The organism is Rathayibacter sp. VKM Ac-2803, assembly GCF_009807175.1.
In the GTDB taxonomy this organism is placed as follows: Bacteria; Actinomycetota; Actinomycetes; order Actinomycetales; family Microbacteriaceae; genus Rathayibacter.
Genome location: NZ_WUCD01000001.1, coordinates 3,676,188 through 3,692,395 on the forward strand (window position 1 = coordinate 3,676,188; position 16,208 = coordinate 3,692,395).

Consider the following 16,208-nt stretch of genomic DNA (forward strand, 5'->3'; position numbering starts at 1 on the left):
GACGCGGATCTCCGGATGCGCCTCGTGGGTGAGGGCTGGTCTGCAAGGGAGGTCTGCTGGGTACGGCGCCTCGGGTAGCTCGCTGGTCGAGTAGCCCCGCAGGGGCGTATCGAGACCCGTCACCGTCAGCAGAGCGGGTATGCAGACCTCGCCCACTGACGACGGGGATCTCGATACGCCCGCTCCGCGGGCTACTCGATCAGCAGGCAGCGGCGCACGCCATCAGCCGAGCGCGTCGCCCCACAGCGGAGGCCGCCCCCTCTCAGCTGATGGTGTGCGCTCCCCCGCAGTCTGGACGGCTTGCCCGCTCGTCGAGGAGCTGAGCCGGGAAGCGCACTGCTGGCAGGGGAGGGAGCTCCGGCTCGTGAGATCCGGTTCGGCTCGCTGGAATCGGCCGGATCGACGAGCCGAACGAGATTCGGCGAGCCGGAGGTGCGCCTCGGAGCGCGCCCTTCAGCCGCTGAAGGCGGTCAGCGCGTCGTCGAGGATCGAGAGCCCGCGGGCGACCTCCTCCGGGGTGACGACGGCCGGCGGCACCACGTGGATGCGGTTGTCGGCGGTGAAGGGCAGGAGGCCCCGCGAGAGCAGGTCGGCCTTGAGGCGGCCGACGGCGGCGGCGGGCAGCGGCTCGCGGGTCGCGCGGTCGGTCACCAGCTCCAGCGCCCAGAAGACGCCCGAGCCGCGGACCTCGCCGATGACGTCGTGCTTCGCCTCGAGGGCCGCGAGGCCGGGAGCGAGGTGCTCCGATCCGATGGTCTTCGCGTTGTCGACGATGCCCTCCTCGGCCATCGCCTCGAGCGTCGCGACGACGCTCGCCGCAGCGAGCGGGTGCCCGGAGTAGGTGAGCCCGCCCGGGAAGACGCGCTCGTCGAAGTGGTGCGCGATCGGGTCCGAGATGACGACGCCTCCGATCGGCACGTAGCCCGAGTTGACGCCCTTCGCGAAGGTGATGAGGTCGGGGCGCACGTCGAACGCGTCGAAGGCGAACCACTCGCCGGTGCGGCCGAAGCCGGCCATCACCTCGTCGAGGATGAGCTGGATGCCGTAGCGATCGGCGATCGCGCGGACGCCGGGGAGGTAGCCGGGCGGCGGGGTCAGGATGCCGGCGGTGCCGGGGATCGTCTCGATCAGGAACGCGGCGATCGACTCCGGACCCTCGGCCTGCACGACGCGCTCGAGGTGGTGCAGCGCGCGCTCGCACTCCTGCTCGGGGGTCTCGGCCCAGAACTCGCTGCGGTAGAGGTACGGGCCGAAGGCGTGCACGTGTCCGCGGGCGTACTCGTTGGGGATGCGGCGCCAGTCACCGGTCGAGACGATGGCCGCTCCGGTGTTGCCGTGGTACGAGCGGTAGAGCGAGACGACCTTGTCGCGGCCGGTGTACAGGCGCGCCATGCGGATCGCGTTCTCGTTGGCGTCCGCGCCTCCGTTGGTGAAGAAGACCTTCTCGAAGCCCTCGGGGGCCCGCTCGGTGATGAGGCGCGCGGCCTCGGCACGGGTCTCGTTGGCGGCCGCGGGGCCGACCGTGGTGAGGATCGCCGCCTGCTCCTGGATCGCCGCGACGACCTTCGGGTGCTGGTAGCCGATGTTGACGTTGACCAGCTGGCTCGAGAAGTCGAGGTAGCGCGTGCCGTCGACGTCCCAGACCTCGCAGCCGAGTCCGCCGGCGATCGGCAGCGGGTTCAGCGAGCCCTGGGCCGACCACGAGTGGAACACGCGCGAGCGGTCGGCGGCGCTGACGGAGGCGTTGTCGCGGACGGAGCCGTCGTGGACGTCGTTCGGAGTCGTCGAGAGGGTCATGACTCCATCGTGCCGCCTCGGGGCCACGCAGCGACTGCCGGATCCGTCCAACCTGCAGCTCTACGATGGACACACCGTCACGACTGGAGCCGCCCATGCCCGCGACCGTCCGCGATCTGCTCGCCGAGCCGGCCTTCCGGCTCCGGATCCTCGCCGGCGTGCACGACGAGGCGGCGCTCGACGCCCCGCTGGTCTGGGCGCACTCGTCCGACCTCGTCGACCCGACTCCGTGGCTCGAGTCGGGACAGCTGCTGCTCACCGACGGCGTGCACTTCACGGGCGAGCACCCGGCCGAGTTCTCGGAGGGCTACGTCGCCCGCCTGCGCGGCCGCGGCATCCGTGCGCTCGGCTTCGCGACCGAGATCGTGCACGACGAGGTGCCGGCCCGCCTCGTGGCGGCGTGCGAGCGGCAGGGCCTGCCGCTGCTCGAGGTCGCCGAGCGGACCCCGTTCATGGGCATCATCCGCTTCGTGGCCGACGTCATCTCGCGCGAGCAGCGCGAACGGCTCGAGTGGTCGCTCGAGGCGCAGCGGCGCGTCGCGCGGGCGGCGCTGCGCCCCGACGGGCTCGCGGCGATCCTCTCGGAGCTCGAGCGCCAGCTCGACTGCTGGGTCGCGCTCTACGACGCGGTCGGGCAGCGCGTGCACCTGCCGACGCGACTCGACGTGCCGGAGGCGGCGGAGGCGTCGGTCGCCGCGGCGGTGCGGCACGCCCTCTCCCGCGGCAGCCGCGCGGGCCTGCGCCTCGACGACGGCGGAGGGGTCACCCTGCAGACCCTGGGGCAGCGCGACCACCTGCGCGGCGTTCTCGCGGTGGGCACCGGGACTCCGCTCGACCCGGCGGGCAACGACCTGGTCGCGAGTGTGATCGGACTCGCGAGCATCGCTCTCGAGCAGCGGCGGGCGCTCGACACCTCCCGCCGACAGCTGCGCTCGGGTCTGCTCGAGCTGCTCGCCGCGGGGGCGTTCGACGTCGCCGCCCGCACCGCGCGACAGCTCTGGGGCACGCTCCCCGCCGAGCCGGTGCGGATCAGCGTGCTGAGCGAGCCGGTCCTCGGCGACTCGCTGCTCGACGAGCTGGAGGTCTTCGCCGAGGACGACGGTGCGCGCCTCTTCTTCGCCGAGCGCGACTCCGCCCTCGTGGTCGTCACCGGCGCCGACGATCTGGACCTGATCGCGGGAGTGCTGGAGCGCCACGGCGCGACCGCCGGCGCATCCGCCCCGATCGTCTGGGCCGACCTCGATCGAGGGCTGGCGGAGGCGCGGCGCGCGGCCGAGCGCGCCACCCCCGACCGCCCGCTGCTGCGCTTCGAGGACGTGGCCGAGCAGGGCATGCTCGGCCTGCTCGCCGCCTCCGGTGCAGAGCCGCTCGCCCGGCGGATGCTCGAGCCGCTGCTGACGCCCGAGGGCACCGTGCTGCTCGAGTCGGCACGCGTCTGGCTCCGGCGCAACGGCGCCTGGGACCCGGCCGCCCGCGAGCTCGGCGTGCACCGGCACACGCTCCGCAACCGCATCACCGCGGTGGAGCGGGCCCTCGGCATCGACTTCGACGACTTCGGCGCCCGCAGCGAGCTCTGGACCGCCATGCGCTTCCTCTGACGGCGCGGGCCCCGATCCGCGGAGTGGAGGCGCCCCGGCGGACGTGGCACATTTCTCTTGGTGGCCCGGCGGGGTGACCCTCGTCCGTCGGGGCGAGCGGCTCCGGAGAGAGGAGATGGCGGTGGTCTTCCTCCAGCAGGCCCAGCGCTCGTCGCAGGGCTTCTCGCCGGCGGCGGCGCGGATGAAGGCGTCGAAGACCCTGGGGCCCGTCCAGCTCGCGCAGGTGACGGCGCCGAAGGGCCGGGACGACGCCGGGTCGGGGTACAGCGATCCGAAGGACGCGTTCGTGTGGGCGTTCGTCACCTCGGGCGCGATCATCAGCCACCGCGGGTCGCTCGAGATCCCGTGCGAGGCGGGACAGCTCGCGGTGAGTCACATGCCGCAGGTGTCGGGGTTCGAGCTCACCCCGGACTTCCGGAGCCTGTCGATCCGGATCGCCAGCACGGCCCTGCCGCTGTCCCCCACGGAGGTCGAGGCGATGTCGACGACGACGTTCCTCGTCGAGGAGGGCGCGCCCCGGCTGCTGGGGTCGATGGCGTCGTACGTGATGTCCCTCCGGACGCCGCTGGGCCCGGCATCGGAGGCGGCCTTCGCGCAATCGGTGATCGACCTGACCCGCGCCTTCGTCGACGACGTCCTCGACCAGCGCACGGAGCCGTCGATCGAGCGCCGGCTGCTGCTCGGGCGGGCGCGGGACTACATCGTCCGCCACGCCGCCAGCCCGTCCACGACGCCCTCCGTCGTCGCCGAGCAGATGGCGGTGTCGGTGCGGACGCTGCAGAAGCTGTTCGAGCGCGAAGGATCCACCGTCGCCGCCGAGATCCTGTCGGCCCGCCTCGCCCGCGCCCGCGCCCTGCTGGAGCGCTCGGCTCCCGAGGCGGTCAGCATCCGCGCGGTCGCCGAGCGCAGCGGCTTCCGGTCGGCGTCGGCGTTCAGCCGGGCGTTCGCCCAGCACTCGGGCCGCTCGCCGCGCTCCTGGCGGGACGATGCGGGCTCCTCCGCCGCGGTCCGAGACCGCTCGACCTCGTGACCCTGCGCGAACGGAGGCGTGACGTCACGCGCATTCCGCGGGCCGCCGCAGCGGACGAGGACACGCTGGTGGAGGTCGTGAAAGCGCTCCACCGTCGTGGCGCGCGGCCACGTCTCACGGGATCGTGAGTCGAGCAGAGATCGTCGCGACGGCTCGTCGCGACGCGAGCGTGGAGGTTGATCATGGCGTTTCTGACCACGGACGATGGTGCGGAGATCTACTACAAGGACTGGGGAAGCCACGACGCGCAGCCCATCGTGTTCCACCACGGCTGGCCGCTGTCGTCGGACGACTGGGACGCGCAGATGCTGTTCTTCCTGGCCGAGGGCTACCGCGTCGTCGCCAGCGACCGCCGCGGGCACGGCCGCTCCTCCCAGATCGGGACCGGCCACGACATGGACCACTACGCCAGCGACGTCTCCGCCGTCGTCGAGCACCTCGACCTTCGCAACGCGGTCCACATCGGCCACTCCACCGGAGGCGGACAGGTCGCCCGGTACGTCGCCCGGTACGGACAGCCGCAGGACCGGGTCGCGAAGGCGATCCTCGTCTCGGCCGTGCCTCCGCTGATGGTGCAGACCGACGCGAACCCCGACGGCACGCCGATCTCGGTGTTCGACGGGTTCCGCGAGGCGCTGGCCGCCAACCGGGCCGAGTTCTTCCGCGACGTCGCCGCCGGCCCGTTCTACGGCTTCAACCGCGACGGAGCGACCGTGTCGCAGCCCGTGATCGACAACTGGTGGCGTCAGGGGATGATGGGCAGCGCGCTGGCGCACTACGAGGGCATCAAGGCGTTCTCGGAGACCGATCAGACCCAGGACCTCGAGGACATCACCGTCCCGGTCCTCGTCACCCAGGGCGACGACGACCAGGTCGTGCCGTACGAGGACGCCGCCCTCAAGCAGGCCGAGCTGCTGCAGAACGCCACCCTCAAGATCTACGAGGGCTACCCGCACGGCATGCTGACCACGCACGCCGCCACCATCAACCCCGACCTGCTCGCCTTCATCCGCAGCTGACGGCGGTACCTCCTGGGCGAGGGAGCCCCGGACCGTCGAGGCCGCCTGGAAGGGCGGGCCCCCTCGACGGTCCGGGGTTCCCTCGTCGTCGGGACGCGGGCGCGGGGCCCTGCCTCCCGGCGTCCGTACGACGTGGGTCTCGATACGCCGCCTGCGGCGGCTACTCGACCAGGATGCTGGGCGGCGGGGCCGCGGGCTGCGGCGCCCGTTGCCGGGCGCCTTTGCATGCTGATCTAGCCCGCAGCCCGCGGAGCGGGCGTATCGAGATCCACCAGCGTCAGATGGCGAGCGGTCAGTTCTGGGGGAATCCGAGGTTGATGCCGCCGTGGGACGGGTCGAGCCAGCGGCTCGTGATCGCCTTCTGCTGGGTGAAGAAGCGGACGCCCTCCGCGCCGTGGGCCTTGGTGTCGCCGAACAGCGACGACTTCCAGCCGCCGAACGAGAACGTCGCGACCGGCACCGGGATCGGGACGTTGATGCCGATCATGCCGACCTCGACCTCGTTCTGGAAGCGCCGTGCCGCGCCTCCGTCGTTCGTGAAGATCGCCGTGCCGTTGCCGAACGCGCCGTTGTTGATCAGCGCCACACCCTCCTCGTACGACTGCACGCGCACGATCGAGAGCACCGGGCCGAAGATCTCCTCGGTGTACACCTTCGACGTGATCGGCACGTCGTCGATCAGCGTCGGGCCCAGCCAGAAGCCGTTCGGATCGCCGTCGACCTCGATGCCGCGCCCGTCGATGACGACCTTCGCGCCGTCCTCCTCCGCGATCGCGATGTAGGAGGCGACCTTGTCGCGGTGGACCTGCGTCACCAGCGGACCCATGTCGCAGCCGCGACGGCCGTCGCCGATGCGCAGCTTCGACGCGCGCTCCTGGATCTTCGTAATGAGCTCGTCGGCGACGGGCTCGACCGCGACGACGACCGAGATCGCCATGCACCGCTCTCCCGCCGAGCCGAAGCCCGCGTTGATCGCCGAGTCCGCGACGAGGTCGAGATCGGCGTCCGGGAGCACGAGCATGTGGTTCTTCGCCCCGCCGAGAGCCTGCACGCGCTTGCCGTGCTTCGTGCCCGTCTCGTAGACGTACTGCGCGATCGGAGTCGAGCCGACGAACGAGATCGAGCGGACGTCGGGGTGCGTGAGCAGGCCGTCGACGGCCTCCTTGTCGCCGTTGAGGACGGTGAAGACGCCGTCGGGGAGGCCGGCCTCCTTCCACAGCTCGCCCATCCAGATCGCGGCGGACGGGTCCTTCTCGCTGGGCTTGAGGATCACCGTGTTGCCGGCGGCGATGGCGATGGGGAAGAACCACATCGGCACCATCGCCGGGAAGTTGAACGGCGAGATGATGCCGACGACGCCGAGCGGCTGCTTCGTCGAGTACACGTCGACGCCGGTGGACACCTGCTCGGAGTACTCGCCCTTGAGGTGGTGCGCGAGGCCCGTCGCGAACTCCACGACCTCCTGGCCGCGGGTGATCTCGCCCAGCGCGTCCGAGACGACCTTCCCGTGCTCGGAGGTGATGATCTCGGCGAGCTCCTGCTTCTTGGCCTCGAGCAGCTCGCGGAACTTGAAGACGATCTGCTGGCGCTTCGCCAGCGACGTGTCGCGCCAGGCGGGGAACGCGGCCTTGGCGGAGGCGACGGCCGCGTCGATCTCGGCGGCGTCGGCGAGTGCGACCTCCTTGGTCACGACTCCCAGCGCGGGGTCGTAGACCGGGGAGGTGCGGCCCGACGACGACGCCGACGGCGCCCCGTCGATCCAGTGGCCGACGACGGACAGGCCGTCGGTGGACGGAGTGGTGCGGGGCTCGGCGATGCTCATGGGGTCGACTGTAGGCGGGGGTGCCCCAGGGCAGTGCGGCGGATTCGTACAGTGCGGCTGGGGTCCGGTGGACGGATCCGCGCTGGGGACGGATCTCGATACACGCGCTGCGCGCGCTACTCGATCAGCGAGCTCGTGTCCGGCGCGAAGCGCGCCAGCGCCGCCGTGATGTTGTCGTGGCCGCCGCGCTCGTTCGCCCAGGCGACCAGCGCCTCCGCCAGCGTCACCGGATCGCTGCCGACCCGGGCCTCGGCCTCGTGCAGCACGCGGGCGAGGTCGTCGGCGGGCGAGGCGTAGTTCCAGAGCCCGTCCGAGCACGCGAGCACCCAGCCGGGCTCGTCGAGCACGGTGGAGGCGATGGTCGGCGACTCGTCGTGCGCGTCGGCGCCCAGCCACTTGGTGATGGCGTGCGCGTCGGGAGCCGACTCCGCCTCCTCCCGGCTCGTGCCCGAGGCGATCTGCTCCTGCGCCCACGAGTCGTCGACGGTCAGCTGCCGGGGCTCCCCGGCGTCGGGGATCCAGTAGCTGCGGCTGTCGCCGACATTGCCGGTGACGAGCAGAGCTCCGTCGAGGATCGCGGCCGTGAAGGTGCACGACGGAGGGTTCTCGCGCTTCTCCGGCACGGCGGCGTCGATCGCTCCGGCCGCGCGGGCGACCGCCATCTGCAGCAGCGCGCCCCAGCGCTCGGCCCCGCGGGCCTCCTCGGCGACCTCGGCCTGCAGAGCGCTGAGCGCGGCGCGTGCCGCGGCGAGCGAGGCGCGATCGGAGTCGGGAGTCGACGAGACGCCGTCGCAGACGACCAGCAGAGCGGTACGCAGGGCACCCTCCGCGTCGACCGCGCCGAGTGCCATCGCGTCCTCGTTCGCCGCGTGGCGGATCCCGCGGTCGCAGACTCCGCCGACCAGCGGGTGCGGCGCCTCGGCCCAGTGCTCGCGCTCGGTCGGCGCCCGCTGCCCGCACTGCTCGCAGTAGCCGTCGTCGGCCACCGCTCCCCCGCAGTAGACGCACGGGGCCGCCGCGGCGGCGGGCGCCGGCGGCTCGGGCGCGCGCACGATCAGCGCGCTCCCGCAGGCCTCGCAGAAGGCGTCGCCGGTGGTCACCGGCTCGCCGCAGACCGGGCAGGCGGTCGCGAGCTCGGCGCTCACGTCAGTGTCCAGCGGCGGACGTCGTTGGCGCGGTCGACGAGTCGGAGCCGCTCGTCCTTCTCGCGCGTCGAGCTCGCGAGGGCGCGGTACGACGCCTCGAGGCCGTCGCGGATCGCGGCCTCGTTCGCCTCGACTCCGCCGATCGACGCGCCCTCGGCGGGTCCGTCGCGGCGGACGAGCTCGAGGGCGGACTCGAGAACGCCCGTCGTCAGCTCGAGCCGGGTGCGCTGGTCGATCGCGACGGAGTCGATGCTCGACAGGGCCGCCGAGAGCGACGGGAGACCGCGTCCCGAGCCCGCGAGCAGCTCCGCCCGGCGGCGGCGCGCGTCGACGTAGGAGGAGCGCGTGGGCGTGACGATGTCGAGGGCATCGAGCGCCCCGTCGAGATCGGCGCGGTGCTGGCGCACGCGGGCGAGGCCGAAGGCGGCCGGGGCCGTGTAGTTCGCATCCGCTCGCGCGCAGATCACGTAGAGCGACTCCGCGACCTCGGGCTCACCGCTCGACTCGCACGCCGCGGCGAGCGCGAGCTTGGGCGCGAGCTCGCCGGGCACTTGGCCGTACACGGTGTTGAACGAGGCCCGGGCACCGACGGAGTCGCCCCGCGCCAGCTGGGCGAGCCCGCTCATCCACACGGCGCGCCACTCCCACGGGTCCTCGGTGAGGATCTCGCCGGTCGCCCGCGCGACGTCGTCCCAGCGCTCGGCCTCGATCGCCGCGCGGGCGCGCGAGAGGCGCACCTCGACGGTGACCGTCGGTGCCAGCGCGAGCGCACGGAGGCGGACGATCGGGTCGGCGACGTTCACGCCGGCCAGCCAGGCCTTCGCCGCGTCCGACTCGTCGATCTTGAGCAGCGGCAGCGCGTCCCACGGCAGCGGCCGGTCGACGACGTCGGCCACCGGCGCCTCGAAGAGCGCCGACTCGGTCGAGTGCAGTGCGGGGTGCCCCGGCCCGCGGTCGGTCGCGACGACCTCGCGCAGCACGCCGAGCAGCTGCCCGCGCATCTCGTCGACGGTGGCGAAGCGGTCCTGCGGATCGGGCGCGCACGCCTTGGCGACCAGGCGGTAGAAGGAGTCGTACCGCTGGAACAGCGGCGTCTCGGACACGGGCGGCAGCGAGGCGACGTAGGTGGTCTGGTTGCCGCGGAAGTCGAGCACGAGCGAGGCGATGGTGCGCCCGATCGTGTAGACGTCCGAGGCGATCGACGGCCCGACCTCCGGCACCTCCGGCGCCTGGTAGCCGATGGTGCCGTAGATGGCCGACTCCTCGTCGTCGCTCCGCCGCACTCCACCGAGGTCGATCAGCTTCACCTGGTCGCCGACCTGGATCATGTTGTCGGGCTTGAAGTCGCAGTAGAGCATCCCGTGGTCGTGCAGGTAGGCGAACGCGGGCATCACCTCGAGCACGAACGCGAGCGCCTGGTCGACGGGCAGCGGGTCGGCCGCTCCCCCGTTGGCGTCGAGCCGCTCCTTCAGGATCTGCTTGAGGCTCGGGCCGCCGACGTACTCCATCACGATGTAGCCGGCGCCGTCGTGCATCACGAAGTTGTAGATCTCGACGATCAGCGGATGCTCGACCTCGGCGAGGAACTGCCGCTCGGTGATCGCGGCCGCGTACGCGTCGGGGTCGCCGGAGTTGAGCAGGCCCTTGAGCACGACGAAGCGGCCCGAGACGTTCTGGTCGCGGGCGAGGTAGATCCAGCCGAGTCCGCCGTAGGCGAGGCAGCCGGCGACCTCGTACTGACCGCCGACCACGTCGCCCCGCTTCAGCTGCGGGGTGAACGAGAACGGCGTGCGGCAGTTGGGGCAGAAGCCCTCGGTGCGCCCCGGCTTGCCGTCGCGGCCGCGGCCGACGGCGGTGCCGCAGTTCGAGCAGAAGCGCTTGCGCTCGGGGAGCACCGCCTCGCTCATCAGCGCCGCCATCGGGTCGGCGGCGGGGCGCGAGGGGACGGTGGTGAGTCCGGCGCCCAGGCGCGGTCCGCGCAGGCGCGTCGACGTCGTGCCGACCCGTCGGGTCACCTTCGAGCCGGTCTGGGCGGTGCGGGCCGAGCCGAGCGCGGCGGTCGCGAGGCGGGCGGAGGAGGTGCGTCCGCTCCGGGCGGTCGCCGCCTCCTCGGCGTCCGGTGCGGCCGAGGCGTCGGGCGTGCCCTCGACGAAGCCGGTGCCGAACGCGGCGGAGGCGGTCGCGGGAGCCGGAGCGGAGCGGCGGGCGGTCGGAGCCGAGGCGGCGGGTGCCGTGCCCGTCTCGGGCGGCAGCCCGCAGACGTTGCAGTAGCCGTCCTCGATGACTCCGGTGCAGCCCGGGGTCGAGGTGCAGGGTGCGCCGTTCATGGGGTGGCCTTCCGGGTGGGAGTGGGGCTCGGCAGATCGCGGGTGACGACGTCGTACTGCTCGACGAGATGGCGGGCGAGCGGCACCGAGCAGGGCACGGCGTCGAGGGCGGCGCGCACCTCCTCGTCGGCGGCGACTCCCACCGCAGAGGCGGCGCGGCCGTTCGCGGCGGCCCGCTCGCGGAGGGCGCGGAGGCGGAACCCGAGGGCCGCCCGCTCGCGCAGCGGCGAGGTGTACGCGGCCTCGACGGCGTCGAAGGCGCGCCCCACCGCGGTGAGCCGAGCGAGGTGCGCGTCGAGCGCCTGCCGGTTCGAGGGCGGCTCGCCGAGTCTCGAGACATCGGGCACCGCGAGCCGCGGGGGGTCGGCGATCTCGCGCCGGCAGCGCGCGACGAGCTCGCGCAGCGGGGCCTCGCGCCTCTCGGCCGCCTCGGCCAGCTCGATCGCGCGCCGGCGGTCGCGATCGAGGCCGCGCCGCTCGGAGGCGGCGATGATCAGGTCGCGCTCGAGGCGGGCGGAGTCGCTCTCGAGCTGCCCGAGCGGGCCGGACACATCCGCTCCCCTGCCGGCCTTCTCGGCCAGGGCGTCGAGGCGCGAGCGCAGCACGGCGACGCGCTTCGCGGCGTCCTGGTCGACGGTCCCCCGGTTGTCGCGGGTGAGGTCGCGGCAGCGCTCGATCTCGGCGCGCACCCCGACGATCCGCCCCGCCACATCGGTGCCGCTGGGATCGAGCTCGAGGCGCGACTTCAGCTGCCCGACGACGGCGTCGCAGAGCCGCACCGCCTCGACGAGCGAGACCGCGGCGCTCGCGCCCGAGCCGGACGAGTCGAGCCGGCCCCAGATCAGCTGCGACATCCGCTCGCGGGCGACGACGTCGACCCGCCCCGAGTCCCAGACGACCTCGAGCTCGGCGAGGCGTCGCGTCACGGCCTCGCGCAGCGACTGCGCGAGCACGACGTCGGAGGTGTAGCTGTCGGCCTGCGGGGACGCGAGCGCGGCCGCATCCAGGCGCGAGAGCTCACGGGTGGTGCGGTCGAGCCAGCGCCCGAGCGCGGCGAGGTACTCGAACAGCTCGCGCTGCGGGACCGCCTCACCGAGACGCCCCGGCGCGACCGGGCTCCCCTCGGCGGTTCCGGTGACGCTCATCGCCCGTAGGTCGCCGCGGGAGGGGACGCCGCCCCGAGCTCGCCCAGCCAGCGGTCGTAGATGCTCTGCCAGCGCCCGTCGGCGCGGAGGCTCTCGAGCGCGGCGTTCACGAACCGCACGTAGTCGGGGTCGTCGGCCGGCATGCCGAGGCCGTACGGCTCGGAGCTGAGGGGCTCGCCGATGACCTTCGCGTACGGATCCTGCGCGACGAAGCCCGCCAGGATCGTGTCGTCGCCGGCGATGGCGTCGACCGATCCCTCCTGGAACTGCGCGAGGCACTGGGTGTGGGTGTCGGCGGCGACGGCCTCGACATCGGGGTAGTCGTTCTCGAGGCGGCTGAGCGTCGTGGTGCTGCGCGGGGCGCAGACCTTCTGATCGGCGAGCCCGTCGATGCTCGTGGCGTCGCTGTCCTCTGACACCAGGACCTTCAGCCCCGCGTCGTAGTACTCGGAGGAGAAGGCGATGCTGCTCCAGCGGTCGCAGGTCATCGTGAGGGTGCGCGCGACCATGTCGACCTGCGGTGCTCCCTCGCCGCCGGTCAGCGCGGGCAGGCGCTGGGCCGAGGTGATCACGACGAAGGTGATCGCGTCGGGGTTCCCGAGGATCGCGCGGGCCATCTCGCGGGCGATGTCGATGTCGAAGCCCTCGATCGTGCCGGTGAGCGGATTGCGCGCGCTCATCAGCAGCGTGTCGGCCGAGACTCCGACCCGGAGGGCGCCGTTGGCGCGGATCTCGGCGAGCCGCGTGCTGTCGGTGACGCCGGTGGGCGCGTAGGAGGTGACCGCCGACGGCGAGCACTCGGTGGCTGCGGGCGCGGCGCTCGCGGTCGCGGTGGGTGCCGCGGTCGGAGTCGCGGTGCCGACCGCGACCGCGCCGAGGTCGTCGGCGCCGGTCGTGCAGCCCGAGACGGCGAGGGTCGCGCCGAGCACGAGGGCCAGGGTGGCGGTGCGCAGTCGCGTGAGGCTCGGGCGGTTCATCGGTACTCCTCCAGTCGCTGCGAGACCCCGCGCCAGGCGAGGCCGGCGCCCACGAGGCCGGCGGCCAGCAGGATCCACGAGGCGATCGACGAGATCGCCCCCCACGTGCCGAGCGTGGCGCGGGTGGTGGTGGCGCCGTCCTCGACGGCCTTCTTCGCGTCCTCCTGGAAGGCCGCGAAGGCGACGTTCGCCGAGTCGGGTTCGGTGGACACGGCGAGCTGCACGGCCCTCTCCCAGGTCCCCCCGTCGTCCGCTTCCCGGATCGCCCTGTGCAGCTCGAGCCACGCCTCGAGCTCGGTGACCAGCGCGGTGTCGACGATGCCCTCATCGACGCCGTCCTGGAGCTTCGTCGTCGCCTCCGTCGCCGACGCCTGGAACTGCGCCTCGAGGGCCGCCCCCGAACCGCGCTTGATCAGGGTGAAGCTCTCGAGCGACTTCGCCTCGCTCGCCGCGGTGAGCGCCTGCGAGACCGCGAGGGTCGCGCGGTAGGAGTCGCCGCGCACGGCCGCGGCGTTCGAGGAGGTCGTGCCGAAGGCGACTCCGCCGGCGATGCCGAGCACGAGCAGCAGGACGGTGGCCGTCGCGAGCGGGCGGTTGAGGTAGCGGTGCGTGCGCCGGGCCAGCCAGATCTGAGCGCCGACCATCAGCAGCAGCATCGCGAGCGAGCCGACGAGCAGCAGCACGCTCCAGCGCACGGTGTCGTAGGCGCTCGCCACGCGGTCGGCGCCCGTCTCGACGAGCTCGTTGAGGTCGGCGAGCACACCGTCTTCGGCCGTGAGCACGGCCGACGCCTGGTCGAGGTACGCGGAGCCGACCGGGAAGCCCTGGCGGTTGTTCGCCCGGGCCTGCTCGATCAGGCCGCTGTAGGTGGTCAGGTCGCGCGCGACGGCGGCGAGGGCCTCGGCGTCGCGGGGCTCCGACGACGAGAGCGTCGCCAGCTGCGCGGCCGCGGCCTGGACGGAGCTCGTGAACTCCTCCCGCTGATCGGCCGGCTCGAGCCCGCCGACGAGGAAGGTGTTGGCCGCGATCGCGTTCGCGTCGACCAGGAGGTTCCGCACCTCCTGCACGCCGACGATCTGCGCCGACTGCTCGCGCGCCTCGGCGGCGGCTCGGGCCTGCAGCGCGCCCGCCTGCTGGGCGAACAGGCCGAAGAGCACCGCGGCGACGGCCGTCAGCACGAGCAGGAGGCGGAGGGTGCGCGGCGTGGTCGACGTCGCGCGGGCGAGCAGGGTCGGCTTCCCGGCCCGGGCCGGGGGCTGCGCGGCGGACTGCTGCGCGGCGGCGGACGCGGGCGGCGCGGCGGTCGCCGTCGCGACGGGAGCGGTGCTCATGCGGTCTCCTCCGTGGGGGCGATCTCGGGCGCGGACTCGGGCTCGTCCGGCTCGGCCTCGACCACGTCCTCCGGCTCGAGGATGCGCAGCTCGTCGAGCGTCGGCTCCTCCGTGTCGCGCAGGCGCCACGCGTGGCGGGCGATGGAGGCGTCGAGCACGTTGCGCACCCAGCGGCCGTTGCCGAACGCCTCGGTGCGCTGCTGGGCCGCGGCGAGCTCGGCGAAGGCGGCGAGCGCCTCCTCGGTCGGCTCGAAATCGGCGGAGGCGGCGAGGCGCCCGAAGATCGCCGACAGCTCGTCGTCGGAGTAGTCGGCGAAGTCGATCGTCGTCGAGAAGCGGCTCGCGAGACCCGGGTTCGTGTCGAGGAAGCCCTGCATCGGGCCGGAGTAGCCGGCGACGATGACGACGAGATCGCCTCGGTGGTCCTCCATGTCCTTGACGAGCGTGGTCACCGCCTCCGCGCCGTACTGGTCGAGTGCCAGGGCGTAGGCCTCGTCGATGAAGAGGACGCCGCCGCGCGCCCTCGCGATGACCTCCGCGGTCTTCATCGAGGTCTGGCCGAGGTAGCCGGCGACCAGCTCCGAGCGGTCGACCTCGACGAGCACGCCCTTCGAGAGGATGCCGAGCGAGCGGTAGATCCGCGAGACGAGCCGCGCGACCGTGGTCTTGCCGGTGCCCGGGTTGCCGGTGAAGACGAGGTGGCGGGTGAGCGTGGGCGTCGTGAGGCCGGCGGCCTGGCGCAGCGTGTCGATGCGGAGCAGCTGGGTCTGCCGCTTGATCTCGCTCTTCACCCGGTCGAGCCCGATCAGCGCGTCGAGCTCGGCGAGGAGGTCCTCGATCGCCTCGGGCGGCGGGAGAGGCTCGGGCTCCTCCTCCGTGGCGGGTGCGACGGGAGACGCGGCCGCGGGACCCGCCGGGTCGGGCTCGTCCTGCGGTCCGTCGTGCTCGGTGCGGCGCAGGCGCGCCAGGATCTCGTCGACGCCCGGCACCCCCGCGGGCAGATCGGTCGGGAGCGACGGCGTCGGGAAGGTCGGCGACGGTGTCCGCGGCGGCGGCGTGCTCGTCGACGGCAGCGCCCCGAGCTGGGCCGCGGCGGTCGCGGAGGCGGAGGCGATGCCTCCGATGCCGGGTTCGCCCAGCGCGCTCGCCGCCGAGACGACCTCGGTGAGCGCCCGGGCGTAGGCGGCCGCGTGCTCCGAGCGCGCCGCGACGAGCGAGGCGAGCAGATCGGTGGGCGAGCTGCGCCAGCGTCGCCCGCGGGAGGCCGCCGTGAAGAAGGCCTCGAGACCGCCGGACGCGCCGGTCTGCGCCAGCCAGTCCTGGCCCGCGCCGGTGATCGACTCGGCGACCGCGGCTGCGAGCCGGCCGCCCTCCTCGCGCACGGCGGCGGCGTCGAGGCCGGCCGCGGATCCGGTGAGCACGAGCGCGTCGAGCGCCGCGGACAGCGCGGTCACGAGGCGCTCGGCGGCTGGAGGGAGCCGGGGGTGCTCGGCGCGCCGGGGGTGCCCGACGCGTCCAGCCCGCTCGGCGAGAGCGACGACTCCGTGAACTTCTCGGCGAGGAACTGCCCGTGCGCGATCAGCGCCGAGGCGTCCTGGCGCGAGACGGCGTCGGAGATGCGGTCGAGCGTCGCCCCGAGCAGGTCGAGCTGGTCGCAGAGGATCATCAGCGAGGTCTTCCCCTTGTAGACGGCGCGGCGATCGGCGAAGTCGCGCGGCAGGCGGAGGTACCCCTCGACCGCCTCGGGCAGGTAGCTGGTGGCCGTCGCGACGACGGTGTGCCCCTGCTGGCTCATCCCAACGAGGCGGTCCAGACGCGGGATCATCTCGCGCACGGTCTCGTCGACCCGGCGGATGCGCGCCGAGACGAGCGGCGGCACGCGGCCGGCCGTCGTCGCCGCGACCCGGTCGAGGGCGGCGAGGATGTCGTCGCTCGACGGCACGCGCGGGAGGGCCGGCGCGGTCTCCACCGGAGCGGCCGGCTCGTCGCCGCCGAACAGTCGGGAGAGCCAGCCCAT

General features: G+C 73.3%; 12 protein-coding genes. 3 read left to right on the plus strand and 9 right to left on the minus strand.

What is annotated here, in order from left to right:
* Nucleotides 1-453: 453 nt before the first annotated feature.
* Nucleotides 454-1,797, minus strand: a complete 1,344-nt coding sequence (locus GRS96_RS17290; protein ID WP_159989049.1) for an aspartate aminotransferase family protein — start codon at nucleotides 1,795-1,797, stop codon at nucleotides 454-456.
* 95 nt (nucleotides 1,798-1,892) lie between these two features.
* On the opposite strand from GRS96_RS17290, the gene GRS96_RS17295 reads away from it, so the two are divergent.
* The 3 genes from GRS96_RS17295 (at nucleotide 1,893) to GRS96_RS17305 (ending at nucleotide 5,444) form a co-directional block, all read left to right on the plus strand.
* On the plus strand, nucleotides 1,893-3,395 hold the full coding sequence (locus tag GRS96_RS17295; protein WP_159852628.1) for a PucR family transcriptional regulator: 1,503 nt from the start codon (nucleotides 1,893-1,895) through the stop codon (nucleotides 3,393-3,395).
* Nucleotides 3,396-3,516: 121 nt separating this feature from the next.
* The gene (locus GRS96_RS17300) at nucleotides 3,517-4,425 is read left to right on the plus strand and encodes a helix-turn-helix domain-containing protein (protein ID WP_159989050.1); all 909 of its coding nucleotides are present in this window, start codon (nucleotides 3,517-3,519) and stop codon (nucleotides 4,423-4,425) included.
* A 182-nt stretch (nucleotides 4,426-4,607) separates the two neighbouring features.
* Nucleotides 4,608-5,444 (plus strand): alpha/beta fold hydrolase, encoded by an 837-nt coding sequence (locus GRS96_RS17305; protein ID WP_159852632.1) that lies wholly within the window; start codon nucleotides 4,608-4,610, stop codon nucleotides 5,442-5,444.
* A 292-nt stretch (nucleotides 5,445-5,736) separates the two neighbouring features.
* Here the strand turns inward: GRS96_RS17305 and GRS96_RS17310 are convergent, their stop codons facing one another.
* The 8 genes from GRS96_RS17310 to GRS96_RS17345 form a co-directional block, all read right to left on the minus strand.
* Entirely contained in the window at nucleotides 5,737-7,266 is a 1,530-nt protein-coding gene (locus tag GRS96_RS17310; RefSeq protein WP_159989051.1) for a CoA-acylating methylmalonate-semialdehyde dehydrogenase, read from the minus strand.
* 116 nt (nucleotides 7,267-7,382) lie between these two features.
* Complete coding sequence (locus GRS96_RS17315; protein ID WP_204162104.1) at nucleotides 7,383-8,411, minus strand: PP2C family serine/threonine-protein phosphatase; 1,029 nt, start codon at nucleotides 8,409-8,411, stop codon at nucleotides 7,383-7,385.
* Nucleotides 8,408-10,738, minus strand: coding sequence for a serine/threonine-protein kinase (locus tag GRS96_RS17320; RefSeq protein WP_159989052.1), 2,331 nt, complete (start codon nucleotides 10,736-10,738; stop codon nucleotides 8,408-8,410). Before GRS96_RS17320 ends, GRS96_RS17315 begins: the two co-directional genes overlap by 4 nt.
* Entirely contained in the window at nucleotides 10,735-11,883 is a 1,149-nt protein-coding gene (locus GRS96_RS17325; RefSeq protein ID WP_159852638.1) for a hypothetical protein, read from the minus strand. Before GRS96_RS17325 ends, GRS96_RS17320 begins: the two co-directional genes overlap by 4 nt.
* The gene (locus tag GRS96_RS17330; RefSeq protein ID WP_159852640.1) at nucleotides 11,880-12,860 is read right to left on the minus strand and encodes a glutamate ABC transporter substrate-binding protein; all 981 of its coding nucleotides are present in this window, start codon (nucleotides 12,858-12,860) and stop codon (nucleotides 11,880-11,882) included. Before GRS96_RS17330 ends, GRS96_RS17325 begins: the two co-directional genes overlap by 4 nt.
* On the minus strand, nucleotides 12,857-14,191 hold the full coding sequence (locus GRS96_RS17335; RefSeq protein WP_159989053.1) for a hypothetical protein: 1,335 nt from the start codon (nucleotides 14,189-14,191) through the stop codon (nucleotides 12,857-12,859). Before GRS96_RS17335 ends, GRS96_RS17330 begins: the two co-directional genes overlap by 4 nt.
* Nucleotides 14,188-15,645 carry an AAA family ATPase gene (locus GRS96_RS17340; RefSeq protein ID WP_159989054.1) on the minus strand — a complete coding sequence of 486 codons (1,458 nt, stop codon included), beginning with the start codon at nucleotides 15,643-15,645 and terminating at the stop codon, nucleotides 14,188-14,190. The genes GRS96_RS17335 and GRS96_RS17340 overlap by 4 nt, the downstream gene beginning before the upstream one ends.
* The gene (locus GRS96_RS17345) at nucleotides 15,642-16,208 is read right to left on the minus strand and encodes a hypothetical protein (RefSeq protein ID WP_159989055.1); all 567 of its coding nucleotides are present in this window, start codon (nucleotides 16,206-16,208) and stop codon (nucleotides 15,642-15,644) included. Before GRS96_RS17345 ends, GRS96_RS17340 begins: the two co-directional genes overlap by 4 nt.